This window comes from Yersinia frederiksenii ATCC 33641, assembly GCF_000754805.1.
Lineage (GTDB): Bacteria > Pseudomonadota > Gammaproteobacteria > Enterobacterales > Enterobacteriaceae > Yersinia > Yersinia frederiksenii.
Genome location: NZ_KN150731.1, coordinates 2856393 through 2877014, shown reverse-complemented (window position 1 = coordinate 2877014; position 20622 = coordinate 2856393). Strand labels below are relative to the sequence as shown.

The window sequence follows — 20622 nt, the reverse complement described above, 5'->3', positions numbered from 1 at the left end:
TTATAACACTACTGCGTTTTAACTGAAATAAACTGGAGACTGTCATGGAAAACCTGAATATGGATCTGCTGTACATGGCTGCCGCTATAATGATGGGTTTAGCGGCAATCGGTGCTGCGATCGGTATCGGCATCCTGGGTGGTAAATTTTTGGAAGGCGCTGCACGTCAGCCTGACCTGATTCCTCTGCTTCGTACACAGTTCTTTATCGTCATGGGCCTGGTTGACGCCATCCCAATGATCGCTGTTGGTCTGGGTCTGTACGTGATGTTTGCTGTCGCGTAAGTAGAGTTTTCTCTACTGTGAACTACACCAAACTATTAACTTTTAAAGAGGCATTGTGCTGTGAATCTTAACGCAACAATCCTCGGCCAGGCCATCGCGTTTGTCCTGTTTGTCTTGTTTTGTATGAAGTATATATGGCCGCCAATTATGGCAGCCATCGAGAAGCGTCAAAAAGAAATTGCTGACGGTCTCTCTTCTGCAGAGCGTGCCAAAAAAGATTTGGACTTAGCGCAAGCCAATGCGACCGACCAACTGAAGAAGGCCAAAGCAGAAGCGCAGGTGATCATTGAGCAGGCAAGTAAACGCAAAGCTCAGATCCTTGATGAAGCTAAAGCTGAAGCTGAACAGGAACGTAACAAAATCGTGGCGCAAGCGCAGGCAGAGATCGACGCCGAACGTAAGCGTGCTCGTGAAGAGTTGCGTAAGCAAGTCGCGATGTTGGCTATAGCTGGCGCCGAGAAGATCATCGAACGTTCCGTGGATGAAGCTGCTAACAGCGACATCGTTGATAAACTGGTCGCTGAACTGTAAGGAGGGAGGGGCTGATGTCTGAATTTGTAACTGTAGCTCGCCCCTACGCCAAAGCAGCTTTTGACTTTGCTGTTGAGCACCAGGCGGTTGATCGTTGGCAGGATATGCTGGCGTTTACTGCCCAAGTGACTCGCAATGAACAAATCGCTGAATTGCTTTCCGGTGCTGTTGCGCCAGAAACAATGTCTAAGACGTTTATTGCGGTCTGTGGTGATCAGCTCGATGAACCCGCACAGAACTTCATTCGAGTTATGGCGGAGAATGGCCGTTTACTGGTTCTTCCTGAGGTGTTGCAGCAGTTTATTCAACTGCGTGCCTCACTGGAGTCTACCGTCGACGTTGAAGTGTCCTCAGCGAGTGCACTTAACGACGAACAGCTGGCTAAAATTGCCGCTGCGATGGAAAAACGTCTGTCACGCAAAGTTAAGCTGAATTGCAAAATTGATAAGTCTGTTATGGCCGGCGTAGTAATACGCGCAGGCGATATGGTGATAGATGGCAGCGTTCGCGGTCGTCTTGAACGCCTGGCTGACGTCTTGCAGTCTTAAGGGGACTGGAGCATATGCAACTGAATTCCACCGAAATCAGCGAACTGATCAAGCAGCGCATTGCTCAGTTCAATGTAGTGAGCGAAGCTCACAATGAAGGTACTATTGTTTCCGTCAGTGACGGGATCATTCGTGTACACGGTCTGGCCGACGTTATGCAAGGCGAGATGATCGCACTGCCTGGCAACCGTTACGCAATCGCACTGAACCTGGAGCGCGACTCCGTTGGTGCAGTCGTTATGGGTCCGTACGCCGATCTTGCCGAAGGCATGAAGGTTAAATGTACTGGCCGTATCCTGGAAGTTCCAGTTGGTCGTGGCCTATTGGGTCGCGTCGTCAACACTCTGGGTGAACCTATTGATGGTAAAGGTCCGGTAGAAAATGACGGCTTCTCAGCTGTTGAAGCTATCGCACCTGGCGTAATCGAGCGTCAATCCGTTGATGAACCAGTTCAGACGGGCTATAAGTCTGTCGATGCCATGATTCCAATTGGTCGTGGTCAGCGTGAATTGATCATCGGTGACCGTCAGACAGGTAAAACTGCTCTGGCGATTGATGCGATCATCAATCAGCGCGATTCAGGCATCAAATGTGTGTATGTTGCTATCGGCCAGAAAGCCTCTACTGTTTCAAACGTAGTGCGTAAACTGGAAGAACATGGCGCATTAGCTAACACCATCGTGGTTGTGGCTACTGCATCTGAATCAGCAGCATTGCAATACCTGGCACCTTACTCCGGTTGTGCCATGGGTGAATATTTCCGCGATCGCGGTGAAGATGCTCTGATTATTTATGATGACCTGTCTAAACAGGCTGTTGCATATCGTCAAATCTCCTTGCTGCTCCGTCGTCCACCAGGTCGTGAAGCTTATCCTGGCGACGTATTCTACCTCCACTCCCGTTTGCTGGAGCGTGCTGCGCGTGTTAACGCGGACTACGTTGAAGCCTTTACCAAGGGTGAAGTGAAAGGTAAAACCGGTTCTTTGACCGCTTTGCCAATCATTGAAACCCAAGCAGGGGACGTTTCCGCGTTCGTTCCGACCAACGTAATTTCAATTACCGATGGTCAGATCTTCCTGGAATCTAGCCTGTTTAACGCCGGTATTCGTCCTGCGGTTAACCCTGGTATCTCCGTATCCCGTGTGGGTGGTGCAGCGCAGACTAAGATCATGAAAAAACTGTCCGGTGGTATTCGTACCGCTCTGGCACAGTATCGTGAACTTGCTGCGTTCTCCCAGTTCGCATCCGATTTGGATGATGCAACACGTAAACAGCTGAGCCATGGTCAGAAAGTGACCGAGCTTCTGAAACAGAAACAATACGCACCGATGTCTGTTGCGCAGCAATCTCTGGTTCTGTTCGCGGCTGAACGTGGTTATCTGGGTGATATCGAGTTGGCGAAGGTAGGTAGCTTTGAAGCTGCACTGTTAGCATTTGCTGACCGTGAGCATGCCGAGCTTCTGCAACAAATCAACCAAACTGGCGCGTATAACGATGAGATTGAGGCCAAGCTGAAAGGCATCCTCGATACATTTAAGGCAACCCAGTCCTGGTAACGCTATACGGCCCTGCTTTTCATTAGGAAAGCAGGCCGTCTGGCAATGAGGAGAAGCAGAAATGGCCGGCGCAAAAGAGATACGTTCCAAGATCGCCAGCGTGCAAAACACGCAAAAGATCACCAAAGCCATGGAGATGGTCGCCGCCTCCAAAATGCGTAAATCGCAGGAACGCATGGCGGCCAGCCGTCCTTATGCAGAAACAATGCGTAGTGTGATTGGTCACCTTGCGCTAGGTAATCTGGAATATAAACATCCGTACCTGGAAGAGCGCGACGTTAAGCGTGTTGGGTATCTGGTGGTTTCTACAGACCGTGGCTTGTGTGGTGGTTTGAACATTAACCTGTTCAAAAAACTGTTATCTGAGATGAAAGGTTGGTCTGAAAAAGGCGTTGAATGCGATTTAGCGCTGATTGGATCAAAAGCAGCATCTTTCTTTAGTTCCGTGGGCGGCAAAATTGTTGCTCAGGTTACTGGCATGGGGGATAACCCTTCTCTGTCAGAACTTATCGGTCCAGTAAAAGTGATGCTGCAAGCCTATGATGAAGGTCGTCTGGATAAACTGTATATCGTGAATAACAAGTTTATCAATACGATGTCTCAGGAACCACGGATCATGCAGCTGTTACCTCTTCCGCCAGCGGAAGATGGTGAGCTGAAGAAGAAATCCTGGGATTACCTGTATGAACCCGATCCAAAAGCATTGCTGGATACCCTCCTGCGCCGCTATGTGGAATCGCAAGTTTATCAGGGCGTCGTTGAAAACCTGGCCAGCGAACAGGCCGCGCGAATGGTAGCGATGAAAGCCGCCACCGATAACGGCGGTAGCCTGATCAAAGAGCTGCAGTTGGTTTACAACAAAGCTCGTCAGGCCAGCATCACTCAGGAACTCACCGAGATCGTCGGGGGAGCCTCCGCGGTTTAACCAGGCTATTACCCTAAGTAGTTCATATTGCTGGAAGGCGGCTAACGCGCCAGTAATTTGAAATATGACGGGTAAACGTATTACGTAGAGGATTCAAGATGGCTACTGGAAAGATTATCCAGGTAATCGGCGCCGTAGTGGACGTCGAATTCCCCCAAGACGCTGTACCAAAAGTGTACAACGCCCTTGAGGTTGAAGGTACTGCTGAGAAGTTAGTACTGGAAGTTCAGCAACAGCTGGGCGGTGGTGTTGTTCGTTGTATCGCCATGGGCTCTTCCGATGGTTTGAGCCGCGGGTTGAAAGTTGTCAACCTGGAACACCCAATTGAAGTACCGGTTGGTAAATCAACTCTGGGCCGTATCATGAACGTATTGGGTGACCCAATCGACATGAAAGGTCCTATCGGTGAAGAAGAGCGTTGGGCAATCCACCGCGAAGCGCCTTCTTACGAAGAGCTTGCCAGCTCGCAAGATCTGTTAGAAACCGGTATCAAGGTAATGGATCTGATTTGCCCGTTCGCTAAAGGCGGTAAAGTCGGTCTGTTCGGTGGTGCGGGTGTAGGTAAAACGGTAAACATGATGGAGCTGATCCGTAATATCGCGATCGAGCACTCAGGTTATTCCGTATTTGCGGGTGTTGGTGAACGTACCCGTGAGGGTAACGACTTCTACCACGAGATGACTGACTCCAACGTTCTGGACAAAGTATCCTTGGTTTATGGCCAGATGAATGAGCCACCAGGTAACCGTCTTCGCGTTGCACTGACCGGTCTGACCATGGCGGAGAAATTCCGTGATGAAGGTCGTGACGTATTGCTGTTCATCGATAACATCTATCGTTATACCTTGGCCGGTACGGAAGTATCCGCACTGCTGGGTCGTATGCCATCTGCGGTAGGCTATCAGCCAACGCTGGCAGAAGAGATGGGTGTGTTGCAGGAACGTATTACTTCCACCAAGACGGGTTCAATCACCTCTGTTCAGGCCGTTTACGTGCCTGCGGATGACTTGACTGACCCATCACCAGCAACCACCTTTGCTCACTTGGATGCAACCGTCGTTCTGAGCCGTCAAATCGCCTCTCTGGGTATTTACCCGGCGGTTGACCCGCTTGACTCCACCAGCCGTCAGCTCGATCCGTTGGTTGTTGGTCAGGAGCACTACGATGTAGCGCGTGGCGTGCAGTCTATTCTGCAACGTTACCAGGAACTAAAAGATATTATCGCGATCTTGGGTATGGATGAGTTGTCAGAAGATGACAAACTGGTTGTATCCCGTGCGCGTAAAATCCAGCGCTTCCTGTCTCAACCGTTCTTCGTGGCAGAAGTCTTTACCGGTTCACCGGGCAAGTTCGTATCGCTGAAAGACACCATTCGTGGTTTCAAAGGCATCATGAACGGCGACTATGACCACCTGCCGGAGCAGGCGTTCTACATGGTTGGCACCATTGAAGAAGCAGTGGAAAAAGCCAAGAAACTGTAACGCTGTTGACTGGAGGGTGACATGGCTGCAATGACTTACCATCTGGATGTTGTGAGCGCAGAGAAGAAGATGTTCTCAGGCGTGGTACAAAAAATTCAGGTGACGGGCAGTGAAGGTGAACTGGGGATTTACCCTGGTCACGCCCCACTGCTCACTGCCATTAAGCCTGGCATGATACGTATCGTTAAACAGTTCGGTGAGGAAGAATTCATTTATCTTTCTGGCGGCATCCTTGAGGTGCAACCGAGCGTTGTGATCGTATTGGCTGACACTGCTATTCGCGGAACTGATTTGGACGAAGCTAAGGCGCTGGAATCTAAGCGTAAAGCTGAAGCTCACATCAACAATTCCCACGGTGATGTCGACTATGCTCAGGCATCCGCTGAACTGGCGAAGGCGATTGCGAAACTACGCGTAATCGAGCTGACCAGGAAAGCGATGTAATTTTGTATTTTTTATGGATTATTAATCCATTGATTTATAAAGTTATAATATAAAGAACGATAGAATGCCAATTGGTGAAAACTGATTGGCATTTTTTTTATCCTGATTTGACGAATACTTCTATCCATTGATATATCAGTCTGCCACTCACCTCTTCTGCATTTGATTAAGCCTAAGCTAAACTAATAACGTTTCTTTCTGAAAACTCTTGTTTCTTGGCGTAAAATAAGTAGTTAATAACTTGCATGAGTGACTGAATTTCGGCGAAAACAGCTCAGAAAACGTCGCCGATCGCAGACACTTTTCGCTACATTTTTTTGTTACATGGCATATCGCTACAACCCTTTAACCACGCGGGTTGAGTACGTTTTTCGTTGAGAAATATGTAGTAATTATTTCGCTAAACAGGTTTACTTCCGTCTAATAATTTGGAGTTATCAGGTTGCTTATGTCTAACAGCTCAATGAGTGTAGTCATCCTTGCCGCAGGTAAGGGGACTCGTATGTATTCCGACCTTCCTAAGGTGTTACACCCATTGGCCGGAAAGCCGATGGTTCAGCATGTTATTGATGCGGCTATGAAGTTGGGTGCACAAAATGTTCATCTGGTTTATGGGCACGGTGGTGAGTTGTTGAAAAAAACACTGACCGATCCGGCTTTGAACTGGGTATTGCAGGCTGAACAGTTAGGTACTGGGCACGCGATGCAACAAGCAGCACCGCATTTTGCTGATGATGAAGACATCCTGATGCTCTACGGCGATGTGCCTTTGATCTCCGTTAATACTCTGCAACGGCTGCTGGCAGCGAAACCGCAAGGCGGTATCGGCCTGTTGACGGTGAAATTGGATAATCCAAGCGGATATGGCCGTATTGTGCGTGAGAACGGCAATGTGGTCGGGATTGTTGAGCATAAAGACGCCAGCGATGCACAGCGCGAAATTAATGAAATTAACACCGGAATTCTGGTGGCGAATGGTCGTGATTTAAAGCGCTGGCTATCACTGTTGAATAATAACAATGCTCAGGGCGAGTTTTATATCACTGATATTATTGCACTAGCCCATGCTGATGGTAAGAAGATTGCTGCGGTACATCCAACTCGCCTGAGTGAGGTTGAAGGAGTCAATAATCGCCTGCAATTAGTGACTCTTGAGCGTGTATATCAATCTGAGCAAGCGGAAAAGCTGCTATTAGCTGGGGTGATGTTACTGGATCCGGCGCGCTTTGATTTGCGCGGAGAATTAACACATGGCCGCGATATCACTATCGATACCAATGTCATTATTGAAGGTCATGTGACTTTAGGTGATCGGGTTCGTATTGGTACCGGATGTGTGCTTAAAAACTGTGTGATTGGCGATGATTCAGAAATCAGCCCATATACCGTATTGGAAGATTCGCACTTGGATGCTGGCTGTACTGTTGGGCCATTTGCCCGCTTGCGACCAGGTACTGAATTAGCGGAAGGTGCCCATGTTGGTAACTTTGTTGAGATTAAGAAATCCCGCTTGGGTAAAGGCTCTAAAGCTGGCCATCTCTCCTATTTAGGTGATGCTGAAATTGGTTCTGGCGTAAATATTGGCGCAGGAACTATAACTTGCAACTATGATGGAGCTAATAAGTTTAAAACTATCATTGGCGATGATGTCTTTGTCGGGTCCGATACTCAGCTTGTTGCCCCAGTCACTGTCGCTAATGGTGCCACTATCGCTGCCGGTACCACTGTGACACGTGATATCGCCGAAAATGAATTAGTACTCAGCCGTATCAAGCAAATTCATATTCAGGGGTGGCAACGCCCGGTGAAGAAAAAATAATCTATACCCGCCATCTTTCAAGATACTGGGTGTTGGCTAGCATCACTCACCCAAGACATTGAGTTGTCTCAACGTCTTGGGTTTATTCAGTCGTCGCCGACCTATAACTTGAAGCCTATCGGGTATATTTAAGATCATAAATTGATTAAAAAAAAGCTCTTCAACGCGTTTTATTCTGCTTTGAAGGGATGTTTTGCCCTGTGTTTTTGGCTTATTCATTTTTGTCGAAAATACAGAACAAAACATAATAATCCCCAACTCTACAGGCTCGGGGAACCCGGAAAATCCGGATCAATCAGGTCACTGACATCGACAAGGTTCTTAAAGAACCTTACATAGGAATAAAACAGATGTGTGGAATTGTTGGCGCAGTAGCGCAACGTGATATCGCTGAGATTCTGATCGAAGGTTTACGTCGTCTGGAATACCGTGGCTATGACTCTGCTGGTTTAGCGGTGGTTGATGCTGAAGGCCATTTGACGCGCTTGCGTCGGTTGGGCAAGGTACAAGAGCTGTCAGATGCTGCTGAAAAGCAAGATCTGCACGGTGGTACCGGCATTGCACATACTCGCTGGGCCACTCATGGTGCACCATCAGAGGCGAATGCTCACCCGCATGTTTCAGATTATATCTCTGTGGTTCACAACGGTATTATCGAGAACCATGAGCCTTTGCGTGAGTTATTGGCTAGTCGTGGCTATAGCTTCAGTTCTGAAACTGATACTGAAGTTATCGCTCACTTGGTCCATTGGGAGCAGCAGCAAGGCGGTTCTCTGTTGGAAGTGGTGAAGCGTGTCATCCCACAACTGCGTGGCGCATACGGCACTGTGGTGATGGATAGTCGTGATCCAAGCCGCTTGGTTGCTGCTCGTTCAGGTAGCCCATTGGTTATCGGTTGCGGCATTGGTGAAAACTTTATTGCCTCTGACCAGCTGGCACTGTTGCCTGTTACCCGCCGTTTCATCTTCCTTGAAGAGGGTGATGTGGTTGAAGTTACTCGCCACAGCGTCAGCATTTTTGACAAACAGGGCAATGCCATTGAACGCCCGGAAACTGAATCTCAGTTGCAGTACGATGCGGGCGACAAAGGTGTTTATCGCCACTACATGCAAAAAGAGATTTATGAGCAGCCAACAGCAATTAAAAATACGTTGGAAGGCCGTTTAAATCACGGGAAAATTGATTTGTCTGAGCTAGGCCCGAATGCTGATGCTTTGCTGGCTGATGTCCAACATATTCAAATCATCGCCTGTGGTACTTCTTACAACTCAGGCATGGTTTCACGCTATTGGTTTGAAGCTCTGGCTGGCGTGCCTTGTGACGTTGAAATTGCCTCAGAATTCCGTTACCGCAAACCTGCGGTGCGTCCGAATAGTCTGTTAATCACGTTGTCGCAATCGGGTGAAACTGCTGATACCTTGGCGGCTTTGCGCTTGTCGAAGGAACTGGGCTATTTAGGCTCGCTGGCAATATGTAACGTTGCGGGTTCATCACTGGTACGCGAATCAGATTTAGCCTTGATGACCAAAGCCGGTACTGAGATTGGTGTTGCCTCAACCAAAGCTTTCACCACTCAATTGACCGTATTATTGATGTTGGTTGGCCGGATTGGTTTACTGAAAGGCATTAAAGACAGCTTGAAGTTGGAGCAGGAAATTGTTGAGGCATTACAATCTTTACCTGTCCATATCGAGCAGATGCTGTCGCTGGATAAAACCATTGAAGCCTTAGCCGAAGGTTTCTCCGATAAGCACAATGCATTGTTCCTGGGGCGTGGCGATCAATACCCTATCGCAATGGAAGGCGCACTGAAGCTGAAAGAGATTTCTTATATTCATGCTGAAGCTTACGCTGCCGGTGAATTAAAACACGGTCCATTAGCTTTGATTGATGCCAATATGCCGGTTATTGTGGTGGCCCCTAACAATGAATTATTGGAAAAATTGAAATCCAACATTGAAGAGGTTCGCGCTCGCGGTGGCTTGCTGTATGTGTTTGCTGATGCAGATGCTGGTTTTACTAACAGCGAAGGGGTTAAGATTGTGCCATTGCCTCATGTTGAAGAAATTATTGCGCCAATTTTCTACACCGTGCCGCTACAGCTGCTGGCTTACCATGTCGCGCTGATTAAAGGCACTGATGTGGATAAACCACGCAACTTGGCAAAATCGGTAACGGTTGAATAACGCGTAATCGGTATCTCATAAATAAAAGCCGGCAGATGCCGGCTTTTTTGTCTCTCGCCATTCAGTAATAAATTGTCACTTTTGATGAAAAAATAATCAGGTATTTTACTGCCTTATGAATCATAAAATGAACTTATTCATGAATTAAGGATAAATCAATTACTGAAAATTATCGCTAATATACTGATAAATAAAACTTTTGTTGTTTCCTTGGTTGCTTGTCATATAACTGTAATATTACGTACATTTTTCTGTCATTAAACTGTCCTATTTTCCCTCCTGCACCATACTTAATCTGATGAAAACAATTTAGAGTTGATTCTAATATCCCATTAGGAGGGATTATGAAACTGATGCGTACCACCGTAGCCAGCATTGTGGCAGCGACTTTATCTATGACCACTGTGTCCGTGTTCGCTGCTACAAGCCTGACAGGTGCAGGTGCGACATTCCCCGCGCCGGTGTATGCCAAGTGGGCAGATTCTTATCAGAAAGAAACAGGTAACAAAGTTAACTATCAGGGGATCGGTTCTTCAGGTGGCGTGAAACAAATCATTGCCAATACTGTTGATTTCGGTGCTTCTGATGCGCCATTAACAGACGACAAATTGGCTGCTGAAGGTTTATTCCAATTCCCAACAGTGATCGGCGGTGTGGTGTTAGCCGTGAATATCCCTGGCATTAAATCCGGTGAGCTAACATTAGATGGTAAAACACTGGGTGATATCTATCTGGGCAATGTGAAAAAGTGGAATGACCCGGCGATTGTGAAGCTGAATCCGGGCGTTAAATTACCCGATCAGAATATTGCTGTAGTACGTCGTGCTGACGGCTCCGGTACTTCATTCGTGTTCACCAGCTACCTGGCTAAAGTGAATGCAGACTGGAAAGAGAAAGTGGGCGCAGGCTCCACTGTTAACTGGCCAACGGGCTTGGGCGGTAAAGGTAACGATGGTATTGCTGCTTTCGTTCAACGTTTGCCTGGTGCTATTGGCTACGTGGAATACGCCTATGCCAAACAGAATAACCTGGCTTACACCAAACTGATTTCTGCTGATGGGAAACCCGTTAGCCCGACTGAGCAAAGCTTTAGCTCTGCGGCAAAAGGTGTAGACTGGAGCAAAACATTTGCTCAAGATTTAACCAATCAAAAAGGTGATGATGTCTGGCCAATTACATCGACAACTTTCATTTTGGTGCACAAAGTGCAAAAAAATCCTGCTAGTGGCACTGAAGTGCTGAAGTTCTTTGATTGGGCATATAAAAACGGCGCTAAACAAGCTAACGCACTGGATTACGCAACATTACCAGATGAAGTTGTAGAGCAAGTGCGTGCAGCCTGGAAAACTCAGATTAAAGACAGTAGCGGTAAGCCACTGTTTTGATTGAATACAGTTTGCGCTTGATGCTTTTGCTCCAATAAGTGATTGATATAAAATTGGTTTAATTAATTGATCCCTCCCCATTTGGGGAGGGAAATAATACCCCGATGAGAAGAGAGTCTATGGCTGCTTATAAGCCGACGATCAAAGCACCGAGTAAATACGGTGACATCATTTTCAGTGCGCTGGTTAAGCTGGCAGCGCTGATTACCCTATTTATGTTGGGCGGCATAATCGTTTCATTGATTGTGGCTTCCTGGCCAAGTATCGAAAAGTTTGGTTTTGCTTTCCTGTGGACCAAAGAGTGGGATCCTCCAGCTGAGCAGTTTGGTGCGTTGGTGCCAATTTACGGCACAATTGTGACCTCTGTTATCGCCTTACTCATTGCGGTTCCAGTCAGTTTTGGCATTGCCTTATTCTTGACTGAGTTAGCACCAAACTGGTTAAAACGCCCACTAGGTGTGGCTATCGAGTTACTGGCGGCGATCCCAAGTATTGTTTACGGTATGTGGGGTTTGTTTGTTTTCGCGCCTCTCTTTGCCCGTTATTTTCAAGAGCCTGTCGGTAACTTGATGTCCGGTATCCCTATTGTTGGTGTGCTGTTCTCGGGCCCAGCATTTGGTATTGGTATTCTGGCCGCCGGTGTCATCTTAGCCATCATGATTATTCCTTACATTGCGGCAGTTATGCGCGATGTGTTTGAACAAACCCCGGTGATGATGAAAGAGTCGGCTTACGGTATTGGCTGCACCACGTGGGAAGTTATCTGGCGCATTGTACTGCCTTATACCAAAAATGGTGTTATTGGTGGCGTGATGCTAGGGCTGGGCCGTGCATTGGGTGAAACCATGGCGGTGACTTTTATTATCGGTAACACCTACCAGCTCGACAGCTTCTCGCTATTTATGCCCGGCAACAGTATTACTTCCGCGCTGGCGAATGAATTTGCCGAAGCTGAGTCCGGCTTGCATACCGCCGCGCTGATGGAGTTGGGCCTGATCTTGTTTGTTATAACCTTTATCGTACTGGCTTTATCTAAGCTAATGATTCTGCGTCTGGCTAAGAAAGAGGGGCGCTAAGATGGCAACGATGGATATGCAAAGTGATGCGACACTGTTAGAAACCCGCCGTAAAAAGCAGGCTTGGCGTCGTCAAAAAAACCGGATTGCCTTAATACTTTCAATGGCAACCATGGCATTCGGCTTGTTCTGGTTAGTGTGGATTTTATTCTCTACGGTAACCAAAGGTATCGACGGCATGTCTTTGGCGCTGTTTACCGAAATGACACCCCCACCCAATACCGCGGGTGGGGGTTTAGCCAATGCCATTGCCGGGAGTGGTTTGTTAATTCTGTGGGCAACGGTCATTGGTACCCCTCTGGGGATCATGGCTGGGATTTACCTGGCCGAATATGGCCGTAAATCCTGGTTGGCGGAAATTACCCGTTTTATCAACGATATTTTGTTATCCGCACCTTCCATCGTGGTCGGTCTATTTGTGTACACCATTGTCGTGGCCAAGATGGAGCAATTCTCCGGCTGGGCTGGGGTGATTGCACTGGCGCTATTACAGGTGCCGATTGTTATTCGTACTACCGAGAACATGCTGAAACTGGTGCCCGATAGCTTGCGAGAAGCGGCTTATGCATTAGGGACACCAAAGTGGCGCATGATATCGGCTATTACTTTGAAAGCCTCTATCTCAGGCATTCTGACGGGTATTTTGCTGGCGGTGGCGCGTATTGCAGGTGAAACAGCCCCATTACTGTTCACATCGCTTTCCAATCAGTTCTGGAGTACCGACCTAAGTCAGCCTATCGCTAACTTACCGGTCACCATATTTAAGTTTGCCATGAGCCCATTTGTCGAATGGCAACAATTGGCATGGGCCGGGGTGCTGCTGATTACCCTGTGCGTACTGTTACTGAATATTCTGGCTCGGGTTATTTTCGCGAAGAAAAAGCATTGATTGGCTGAGAGAACATCAGCAATAAGTCATGAAAATACCGATTCGCCAATAAATTCCAAAATGCTGCTTCGGCGGCATTGGCTAAAAGAGAGAAGTCTTGATGAGTATGGCTACTGACATCAACAACAGCAAAATTCAGGTTCGCGATCTGAACTTCTACTACGGCAAATTCCATGCGCTGAAGAACATCTCGCTGGATATTGCCAAAAACCAGGTCACGGCATTCATTGGACCATCAGGTTGCGGTAAATCGACTCTGCTGCGTACCTTTAATAAGATGTATCAGCTGTATCCGGATCAACGTGCTGAAGGCGATATTTTATTGGATGGGCAGAATATCCTGACCGATAAACAAGATATTGCATTGTTGCGGGCGAAAGTTGGTATGGTTTTCCAAAAGCCAACGCCGTTCCCGATGTCAATTTACGATAACATTGCTTTTGGTGTGAAACTGTTCGAGAACTTGTCTCGTGCTGATATGGATGAGCGGGTGCAATGGGCACTGACCAAAGCTGCACTGTGGAATGAAACTAAAGATAAGCTGCACCAGAGCGGTTACAGCTTGTCAGGTGGGCAGCAACAGCGTTTGTGCATTGCCCGCGGTATCGCTATTCGCCCGGATGTATTGTTGCTTGATGAACCTTGTTCAGCGCTTGACCCAATCTCTACCGGTCGCATTGAAGAGCTGATCAGCGAGCTGAAATCTGACTATACCGTGGTGATTGTTACGCACAATATGCAGCAGGCTGCCCGCTGTTCCGATCACACAGCATTTATGTATTTGGGCGAGCTAATTGAATTCAGTGATACAGACACCCTGTTTACCGCTCCACAGCAGAAACAGACGGAAGATTATATTACTGGTCGCTATGGCTGATGGCCTTGGAGCTGATCACATTCATTTCGCCTACTTATACGTACGGGAAGTATCATGGATAACCTGAATCTTAATAAACATATTTCCGGCCAGTTCAATGCTGAACTCGAGCATATCCGCACCCAAGTGTTAACCATGGGCGGGCTGGTGGAACAACAATTATCTGACGCAATCACCGCAATGCATAATCAGGACGGTGAATTAGCAAAGCAGGTTATTGCTGGCGATAAAAAGGTCAATATGATGGAAGTGGCTATTGATGAAGCTTGTGTGCGCATCATTGCCAAACGTCAGCCAACTGCCAGTGATTTGCGTTTGGTGATGGCAATCATCAAGACCATTTCTGAATTGGAACGCATTGGTGATGTGGCGGATAAAATCTGCCGCACAGCACTGGAAAAGTTCTCCCATCAGCACCAACCTTTGTTGGTCAGTCTGGAGTCTTTGGGCCGTCACACCGTACAGATGCTGCATGATGTTCTGGATGCTTTTGCCCGTATGGATTTAGATGAAGCCATCCGAATTTATCGTGAAGATAGGAAAGTTGACCAAGAATATGAAGGCATCGTACGCCAGTTGATGACTTATATGATGGAAGATCCGCGCACCATACCCAGCGTGCTGACGGCACTGTTTTGCGCTCGCTCTATTGAACGTATTGGGGATCGTTGCCAGAATATTTGTGAATTCATCTTCTACTTCGTCAAAGGGCATGACTTCCGCCATCTTGGTGGTGATGATTTAGAGAAACTGCTTTCGAGTAAGACTGAGAAATAACGATTTCCCCAATCAGGTTGAGTATTTAGACTTGATTGGGGCCGCTTTATTAACAATCCTCTCTCAGGTGTTAACCCTACTTTTATTTTTCCAATCAGTTAGTTTTATATCTGTTTATATTTCACTTCCCATTGATTGACATAATACCAAGGTATTATTTAATTATTTTTACATTGGGCGGGATGAGTGAATATAAGTCAATATAGACCAAATAATATCGCTCTAAGCCTGTTTTGGGTGCTCTGGAGTGCATGTTTGGTGGGCTATATCGCCTACAATTTATTTTTTTATCTTCTTCTTGCCCCTACTTTATTCCTCATTTTTATACTGATAAATATTATGTTTAAAAAGAAACTAAGCAATCATGAAAAGGTACCTCCGGTGAAAAATTCGTCCCTAAATATTACTGCGCCATTACCTACCCCTCCTTCTGACACTACGAAGACAAATACGATTATAGCTACGGGTACAAAATTAAAAGGCGACATTACCCTTGAGGGTGATATTCAGATTTACGGCGTCGTGATTGGGGATATTGCTGTCACTGAAGGGACAATTAGATTGATGCGTAGTGGCCATATTGAAGGGAACTTAACCGCGCCGCATATTACGGTTGATGGGCGTATTGATGGGGTTTGTGTTGCCGAACATCTGGAAGTTTTAGAAAATGGCCGTTTAAATGGCATAGTAAAAGGCACTAATTTCTCTATCAAAAAAGGGGGGGTCTTCATTGGTCAGTCAGAGATTACCGATGAACCGGTGGTATTTCCCAAGAGTAAAATAAAACCTGCCGAGATCGTTAATCAGAAAATAGCTACGGCTGAAAAGGTCACCGCTGAAGTTAACGAAGGCAGTAAATAATTCACTGAGATTAATTGGTTATAAATATATCGTTTTATATTATTTCCTGACCTAACGCCGAATTGATAGCTTACATACATCGCAACACCTTAATCCTTTTAGGAGCTTTCAATGAAGCAATCTCTGTCCACGAAAAAAACGGCTCTGGCATTAACCTTGTTAGCCGGTCTGGCTACACTTTCTGGTGCGGTTCATGCTGATAAGCTGGATGATATTAAACAAGCTGGAGTGGTGCGGATTGCCGTTTTCGATAGCAACCCACCGTTTGGCTATATCGACCCACAGAGTAAAAAGCTGGTGGGATATGACGTGGATGTGGCGAATGCCATTGCTAAAGATTTAGGTGTAAAAGTGGAATTGCGGGCAACCAATCCGGCTAACCGTATTCCGTTGCTGACAGCTAAAAAAGTGGACTTGATTGCTGCCAACTTCACGATTACAGATGAGCGCGCCAAAGAAGTGAATTTCAGCCTGCCTTATTTTGCTACAGGGCAGAAATTTATCGCCCATAAAGGGGTGCTGAAAACACCAGAAGATATCGGCAAGTTACGTATTGGTGCGGATAAAGGCACAGTACAGGAAATAACCCTACGTGAGCATTATCCAACGGCTAAAGTTATTTCTTACGATGATACGCCGCTGGCATTTACTGCTCTGCGTAATGGTAATGTCCAGGCAATCACTCAAGATGATGCCAAATTAGTTGGCCTGCTGGGTAATCTGCCTGAGGCACAAAAAGCCGATTTTGAAATCTCGCCATTCAGTATTACCAAAGAATATCAAGGTGTTGGAATTCCTAAAGGTGAAGATCGTTTAACCGCCAGTGTGAACGAAACTCTGGTTAAGCTGGAAAAAGACGGTGAGGCCGCGAAAATTTATGACCGCTGGTTTGGCCCGGCAACCAACGCAGCTCAACCACGTGGCGATTTTAAATTTGCACCATTGGATCAACAGCCTAAAGCTTGATGCAGTGTTGAAATGAGAAGACATAAGCCCTGCATTCATCATAATGCGGGGCTGTTTGCTTTAAAGCTGATAGGAAAATATGAATCTACATCATTTCACTGATTGGCTGCTGGCCCCGCAATATCTCAGCTGGTTGTGGGACGGGTTTCTACTGACATTGTGGATTTCTGCCTGCACAGTGGTGGCCGCCACCCTCTTAGGTTTTCTGCTGGCTGCGGCCAGAGACAGCGAGCTCAAAGCATTACAGTGGTTTGCTATTGGTTACAGCACACTATTTCGTAATACCCCTCTACTTATCCAACTGTTCTTTTGGTACTTCGCGGCGAGCCAACTTTTACCGACCTCCTGGATTCCCTGGCTGAATACTCCCCATGAAATCACCGTTTTTAATTTAACCTTGAGTTGGCCTTCATTTGAATTTTTAGCCGGTTTTATCGGGCTCACGCTCTATTCCACGGCATTTATTGCTGAGGAGCTGCGCTCCGGGATAAGTGGGGTCGCAAAAGGGCAAAAGTATGCCGCTCATGCCCTAGGGCTTACTGGTTGGCAATCGATGCGCCATGTTGTTTTACCACAAGCTTTGAAAATCGCGCTGCCGCCATTGCTCGGTCAATATATGAATATTATTAAAAATTCGTCATTAGCCATGGCGATTGGTGTGGCCGAGCTCTCTTATGCATCACGTCAGGTGGAAACTGAAACATTGCGGACGTTCCAAGCTTTTGGCGTGGCGACTGTGTTGTATATCGCGATTATTGCGCTGATCGAAGCTTGGGGTATGTGGCGTCAACAGCGAACCGCAATTAGGGGACATTGAGATGGATTTTACCATTATTGTAGATAACTGGCGTTATCTGCTGTGGGGAACTTTCCCTGATGGCCCTTTGGGTGGGGCGGCATTAACTTTGCTAATAAGTCTCATGGCTGGAGTGGCATCGGCTATTTTAGGTACCATTCTGGGGGTGTTATTAGCCATGTCCCGTGGTATCTGGTCTGGCATCTTAGCCGCTATTTTGGGTTTTTTCCGCGCAATTCCGGTGATCATGCTGATCTTCTGGACTTATTTTCTGCTGCCGATAGTCTTTGGTGTCGATATCCCGGAAATCACTACCGTGGTGTGCGCGCTGGCATTAATTGCTTCAGCCTACCTAGCCCATGCAGTAAAAGCTGGCATTGTCGCTATCGGGGCGGGTCAATGGCAAGCAGGCTTATCGCTAGGGTTCAATCGTTGGCAGGTATTGTGGTTTGTGGTCTTGCCACAGGCACTGCGTATGATGGTGCCATCATTTATTAATCAATGGATTTCGTTAATTAAAGATACTTCACTGGCTTATATCGTGGGTGTGAATGAACTGACATTTTTGGCCACTCAGGTTAACAATCGCAGCATGGTTTACCCAATGGAAGTCTTCCTGTTTGTGGCGTTAGTTTACTTCGTTTTATGTCTGACTCTGGATCTGTTGGCAAATGCCCTTAACCGCCGTTTTAGCCCCCAGCATGCGATTAAAAAGCAAAGTGCTATCAAACGGTTATTGACCGGAAATTCAAAAATAATGCCTATCTAAGAAGCATTTCAAGTGTTGAGTAAATAATAACCATTATGGAGATGGAAATCTTCATAATGGTTGCTTATATATTATTTCCTATGAGTTTCTTTTCTAAAATAAACATCAGCTAAATGAAATAAGAATAGAATTTGCGTTGCCTCTAAAATCCTTATAGTAAGGTTAATGGATTAATACGTTACAGGGATATAACAATGAGAATTTATTTTCTTTTACTGATATCTATTTTTCTTGCCTCCTGTTCATTGATGGGAAAAGAGCCGCAGAGCTTGGTGGGCGGTGCTCTTACTGCTAAAGAATCAAATAAATTAGATTATGTAGACCCAACAAAGACTATTTTCCCAATGAATAATTATTCGCAATCTATCGATAAATGGATATCTCCTCAGTCAAATATAATAAATACTTCCGTTATGGATAGAGTCGCTCAAAAGCGGAATTTTTCAGATCTAAAGTCACATTATTTCGGAATGAATAAAGACGATCAATCACCTTGGAATCCGTATTATATATTATCAATTTTAAATGGGCATGATTCTGTTATAAACGATATTGATGCCAATATAAAAGAGTTTCTCGGTGATGATAGTGTCTCTTATGGTGAAAATTTCAGGGTGAATCCCTGGCACTGGAAAGAAAGCGTGAAAAATAATATCGAAATCAGTATTGATGGTATTTATCATCCTTCTGGCCGAGGTATCACTCTCAGAGAGACGTTAGTAAGAAGGTTACCAACAGCTGATCCTGCTTATGATGACCCTCGTGAGGCGGGGCAGGGATATCCTTTCGATAACTTACAGGACTCTTCTGTCAGGCCCGGTACACCTATCTATACCATTGCAACCAGCAGGGATAAAAACTGGAAATATATTGCCTCCCCGACTGTAACGGGATGGGTGAAAAGTGATGATATTGCCAACGTGGATCAACAATTTATTACGCAGTGGAGAACACTGGCGGCGAAAGAATTAGGTGCTGTTATCAAAGAACCGGTATCCGTGCATGATGGCGAACAGTTTTATTTCACTGCCCGTCCAGGAACAATTCTACCATTTAATCTTGATAAAACAGGTGATTATCAGGCTGCCATCCCTGTCAGAAAAAGTGACGGTCGCGTGGGAATTCACTGGGTTACTCTGAAAAAAGATCAATTTACCGCTATGCCGTGGAAGATGACTCCCGCGAATATCGGTACACTGATGAAATCAATGAGTGGTAGACCTTATGGCTGGGGAAATTATAATTTTTATAACGACTGTTCGGCAGAAATACGCAGTCTGATGATGCCATTTGGTATCTTCCTCCCCAGAAATGCGGCACAACAGATACAACAAAGCAGAGTCGTTGACCTCAGTAAAAAGAGCCTTAATAACCGAATAAAGTATCTAAAAGATCAGGGTAAGCCTTTCACCACCTTGGTCTATATTGAAGGCCACATCATGCTGTATATCGGTAACGCTACTGTTAATGGGGAGGCGGTGCCGATGACATATCAGAACATTTGGGGATTACATCCTAAAGATTCAAGCCGCAGAAGTATTATTGGTGGTTCAGTTTTCTTCCCTATATTACCCTTTTATCCAGAACAACCAGATTTGGAGTCTCTGGCAGGTAAGGAAAGATTCAAGCTTGGGTTTATAGAATAAATCCTGATTAACACATGTGCCCAACTAGCCCATTGATGACGCTGGTATTTAAGCCAGCGTCTCTGATACATAAATTAAGAATAATTAGTTGCGAGTAATATTCCAGCCTCTGGCGCGCCATAACTCTGGCAGTTGCTGCATATCATCAAACATGGTGACCAGTGGGTGGTGTATCGGCTGATTATGGGGGTCAGCACAGTAATAAAACACCGGTATGCCTGCCGCGATCCCGGCGTGGGTTCCGGCAGCCGAGTCTTCAACTAAAATACTGCGCTCAGCGGCAACTTGCATTTCTTCGGCGGCATGATAAATCAGGGCCGGATCTGGTTTCCAGCGTTGAATATCGTAGCCGCTATACAGCCGGTCTTCAAAGAAAGGCAGTAAGCCAGTCAGGCCAAGAGAGTGTTGCATCTTGCTCACTGGCCCGTTGGAAACCACACAAACCGGCAAGGTGATTTGCTCTAACAGTGCCTTGGCACCAGCAATAGGCTGCAACTGCGCATCGAACAAGCGGGCCACCTCGGCACGATAGAGTTTCTCCAGTGCATCTATCGGCTCATCCAGACCATTTTCTTGACTGACTAGCGCGACGATTTCATTGAGCTTTACGCCTTTAAAACGCTTAATCACCTCTTCCAATGACAGGTGAATATCATAATGGGCAAACATCACGACGTATGCCTGACAGCACAGAACTTCGCTGTCGACCAAGGTTCCGTCGCAATCGAACATAACGCATTCTATCTGGTTCACACATCTCATCCTTTAATTGTATAAATTACGGCTTACTTCACTTTAACCATCTT

General features: G+C 46.3%; 20 protein-coding genes. 19 read left to right on the top strand and 1 reads right to left on the bottom strand.

Translation table 11 applies throughout. The features are described from left to right. Positions 1 to 44 precede the first annotated feature (44 nt). The 19 genes from atpE (at position 45) to DJ58_RS09145 (ending at position 19816) form a co-directional block, all read left to right on the top strand. On the top strand, positions 45 to 284 hold the full coding sequence (gene atpE, locus DJ58_RS09055; RefSeq protein WP_004393045.1) for a F0F1 ATP synthase subunit C: 240 nt from the start codon (positions 45 to 47) through the stop codon (positions 282 to 284). A gap of 60 nt (positions 285 to 344) precedes the next feature. Continuing rightward, a complete protein-coding gene (atpF, locus tag DJ58_RS09060) occupies positions 345 to 815 on the top strand; it encodes a F0F1 ATP synthase subunit B (RefSeq protein WP_004393038.1) in 471 nt (156 codons plus the stop codon). A 14-nt stretch (positions 816 to 829) separates the two neighbouring features. Next, positions 830 to 1363: a F0F1 ATP synthase subunit delta gene (gene atpH / locus DJ58_RS09065; protein ID WP_004707327.1), complete on the top strand. Its 534-nt coding sequence runs from the start codon at positions 830 to 832 to the stop codon at positions 1361 to 1363. Between the two features lie 14 nt (positions 1364 to 1377). After that, positions 1378 to 2919: a F0F1 ATP synthase subunit alpha gene (gene atpA / locus DJ58_RS09070; protein WP_004707324.1), complete on the top strand. Its 1542-nt coding sequence runs from the start codon at positions 1378 to 1380 to the stop codon at positions 2917 to 2919. Between the two features lie 61 nt (positions 2920 to 2980). Continuing rightward, the gene (atpG, locus tag DJ58_RS09075; protein ID WP_004707323.1) at positions 2981 to 3844 is read left to right on the top strand and encodes a F0F1 ATP synthase subunit gamma; all 864 of its coding nucleotides are present in this window, start codon (positions 2981 to 2983) and stop codon (positions 3842 to 3844) included. Positions 3845 to 3942: 98 nt separating this feature from the next. Then, the gene (atpD, locus tag DJ58_RS09080) at positions 3943 to 5325 is read left to right on the top strand and encodes a F0F1 ATP synthase subunit beta (RefSeq protein ID WP_032910591.1); all 1383 of its coding nucleotides are present in this window, start codon (positions 3943 to 3945) and stop codon (positions 5323 to 5325) included. Positions 5326 to 5346: 21 nt separating this feature from the next. Next, on the top strand, positions 5347 to 5769 hold the full coding sequence (locus DJ58_RS09085; protein WP_004707321.1) for a F0F1 ATP synthase subunit epsilon: 423 nt from the start codon (positions 5347 to 5349) through the stop codon (positions 5767 to 5769). Between the two features lie 448 nt (positions 5770 to 6217). Beyond that, the gene (glmU, locus tag DJ58_RS09090; protein ID WP_032910590.1) at positions 6218 to 7588 is read left to right on the top strand and encodes a bifunctional UDP-N-acetylglucosamine diphosphorylase/glucosamine-1-phosphate N-acetyltransferase GlmU; all 1371 of its coding nucleotides are present in this window, start codon (positions 6218 to 6220) and stop codon (positions 7586 to 7588) included. 350 nt (positions 7589 to 7938) lie between these two features. Next, the gene (glmS, locus tag DJ58_RS09095; protein ID WP_004707318.1) at positions 7939 to 9774 is read left to right on the top strand and encodes a glutamine--fructose-6-phosphate transaminase (isomerizing); all 1836 of its coding nucleotides are present in this window, start codon (positions 7939 to 7941) and stop codon (positions 9772 to 9774) included. A 344-nt stretch (positions 9775 to 10118) separates the two neighbouring features. Further along, on the top strand, positions 10119 to 11159 hold the full coding sequence (gene pstS, locus DJ58_RS09100) for a phosphate ABC transporter substrate-binding protein PstS (RefSeq protein ID WP_004707317.1): 1041 nt from the start codon (positions 10119 to 10121) through the stop codon (positions 11157 to 11159). A 119-nt stretch (positions 11160 to 11278) separates the two neighbouring features. Continuing rightward, the gene (gene pstC, locus DJ58_RS09105; protein WP_004707316.1) at positions 11279 to 12235 is read left to right on the top strand and encodes a phosphate ABC transporter permease PstC; all 957 of its coding nucleotides are present in this window, start codon (positions 11279 to 11281) and stop codon (positions 12233 to 12235) included. Position 12236: 1 nt separating this feature from the next. Next, positions 12237 to 13124: a phosphate ABC transporter permease PstA gene (pstA, locus tag DJ58_RS09110; protein WP_004707315.1), complete on the top strand. Its 888-nt coding sequence runs from the start codon at positions 12237 to 12239 to the stop codon at positions 13122 to 13124. A gap of 100 nt (positions 13125 to 13224) precedes the next feature. Continuing rightward, entirely contained in the window at positions 13225 to 14001 is a 777-nt protein-coding gene (pstB, locus tag DJ58_RS09115; protein WP_004713904.1) for a phosphate ABC transporter ATP-binding protein PstB, read from the top strand. 54 nt (positions 14002 to 14055) lie between these two features. Next, positions 14056 to 14778: a phosphate signaling complex protein PhoU gene (phoU, locus tag DJ58_RS09120; protein WP_004707314.1), complete on the top strand. Its 723-nt coding sequence runs from the start codon at positions 14056 to 14058 to the stop codon at positions 14776 to 14778. A 192-nt stretch (positions 14779 to 14970) separates the two neighbouring features. After that, positions 14971 to 15639 carry a bactofilin family protein gene (locus DJ58_RS09125; RefSeq protein ID WP_050413888.1) on the top strand — a complete coding sequence of 223 codons (669 nt, stop codon included), beginning with the start codon at positions 14971 to 14973 and terminating at the stop codon, positions 15637 to 15639. Positions 15640 to 15750: 111 nt separating this feature from the next. Then, entirely contained in the window at positions 15751 to 16605 is an 855-nt protein-coding gene (locus DJ58_RS09130) for an ABC transporter substrate-binding protein (protein ID WP_004707311.1), read from the top strand. A gap of 79 nt (positions 16606 to 16684) precedes the next feature. Beyond that, entirely contained in the window at positions 16685 to 17422 is a 738-nt protein-coding gene (locus tag DJ58_RS09135) for an amino acid ABC transporter permease (protein WP_004707310.1), read from the top strand. A 1-nt stretch (position 17423) separates the two neighbouring features. Next, positions 17424 to 18170: an amino acid ABC transporter permease gene (locus tag DJ58_RS09140; RefSeq protein ID WP_004707309.1), complete on the top strand. Its 747-nt coding sequence runs from the start codon at positions 17424 to 17426 to the stop codon at positions 18168 to 18170. Between the two features lie 194 nt (positions 18171 to 18364). Further along, the gene (locus tag DJ58_RS09145; protein ID WP_032910586.1) at positions 18365 to 19816 is read left to right on the top strand and encodes an SH3 domain-containing protein; all 1452 of its coding nucleotides are present in this window, start codon (positions 18365 to 18367) and stop codon (positions 19814 to 19816) included. An 84-nt stretch (positions 19817 to 19900) separates the two neighbouring features. Here DJ58_RS09145 and yieH read toward each other — a convergent pair whose 3' ends face one another. Continuing rightward, a complete protein-coding gene (gene yieH, locus DJ58_RS09150) occupies positions 19901 to 20569 on the bottom strand; it encodes a 6-phosphogluconate phosphatase (RefSeq protein WP_032910584.1) in 669 nt (222 codons plus the stop codon). Positions 20570 to 20622: the final 53 nt, after the last annotated feature.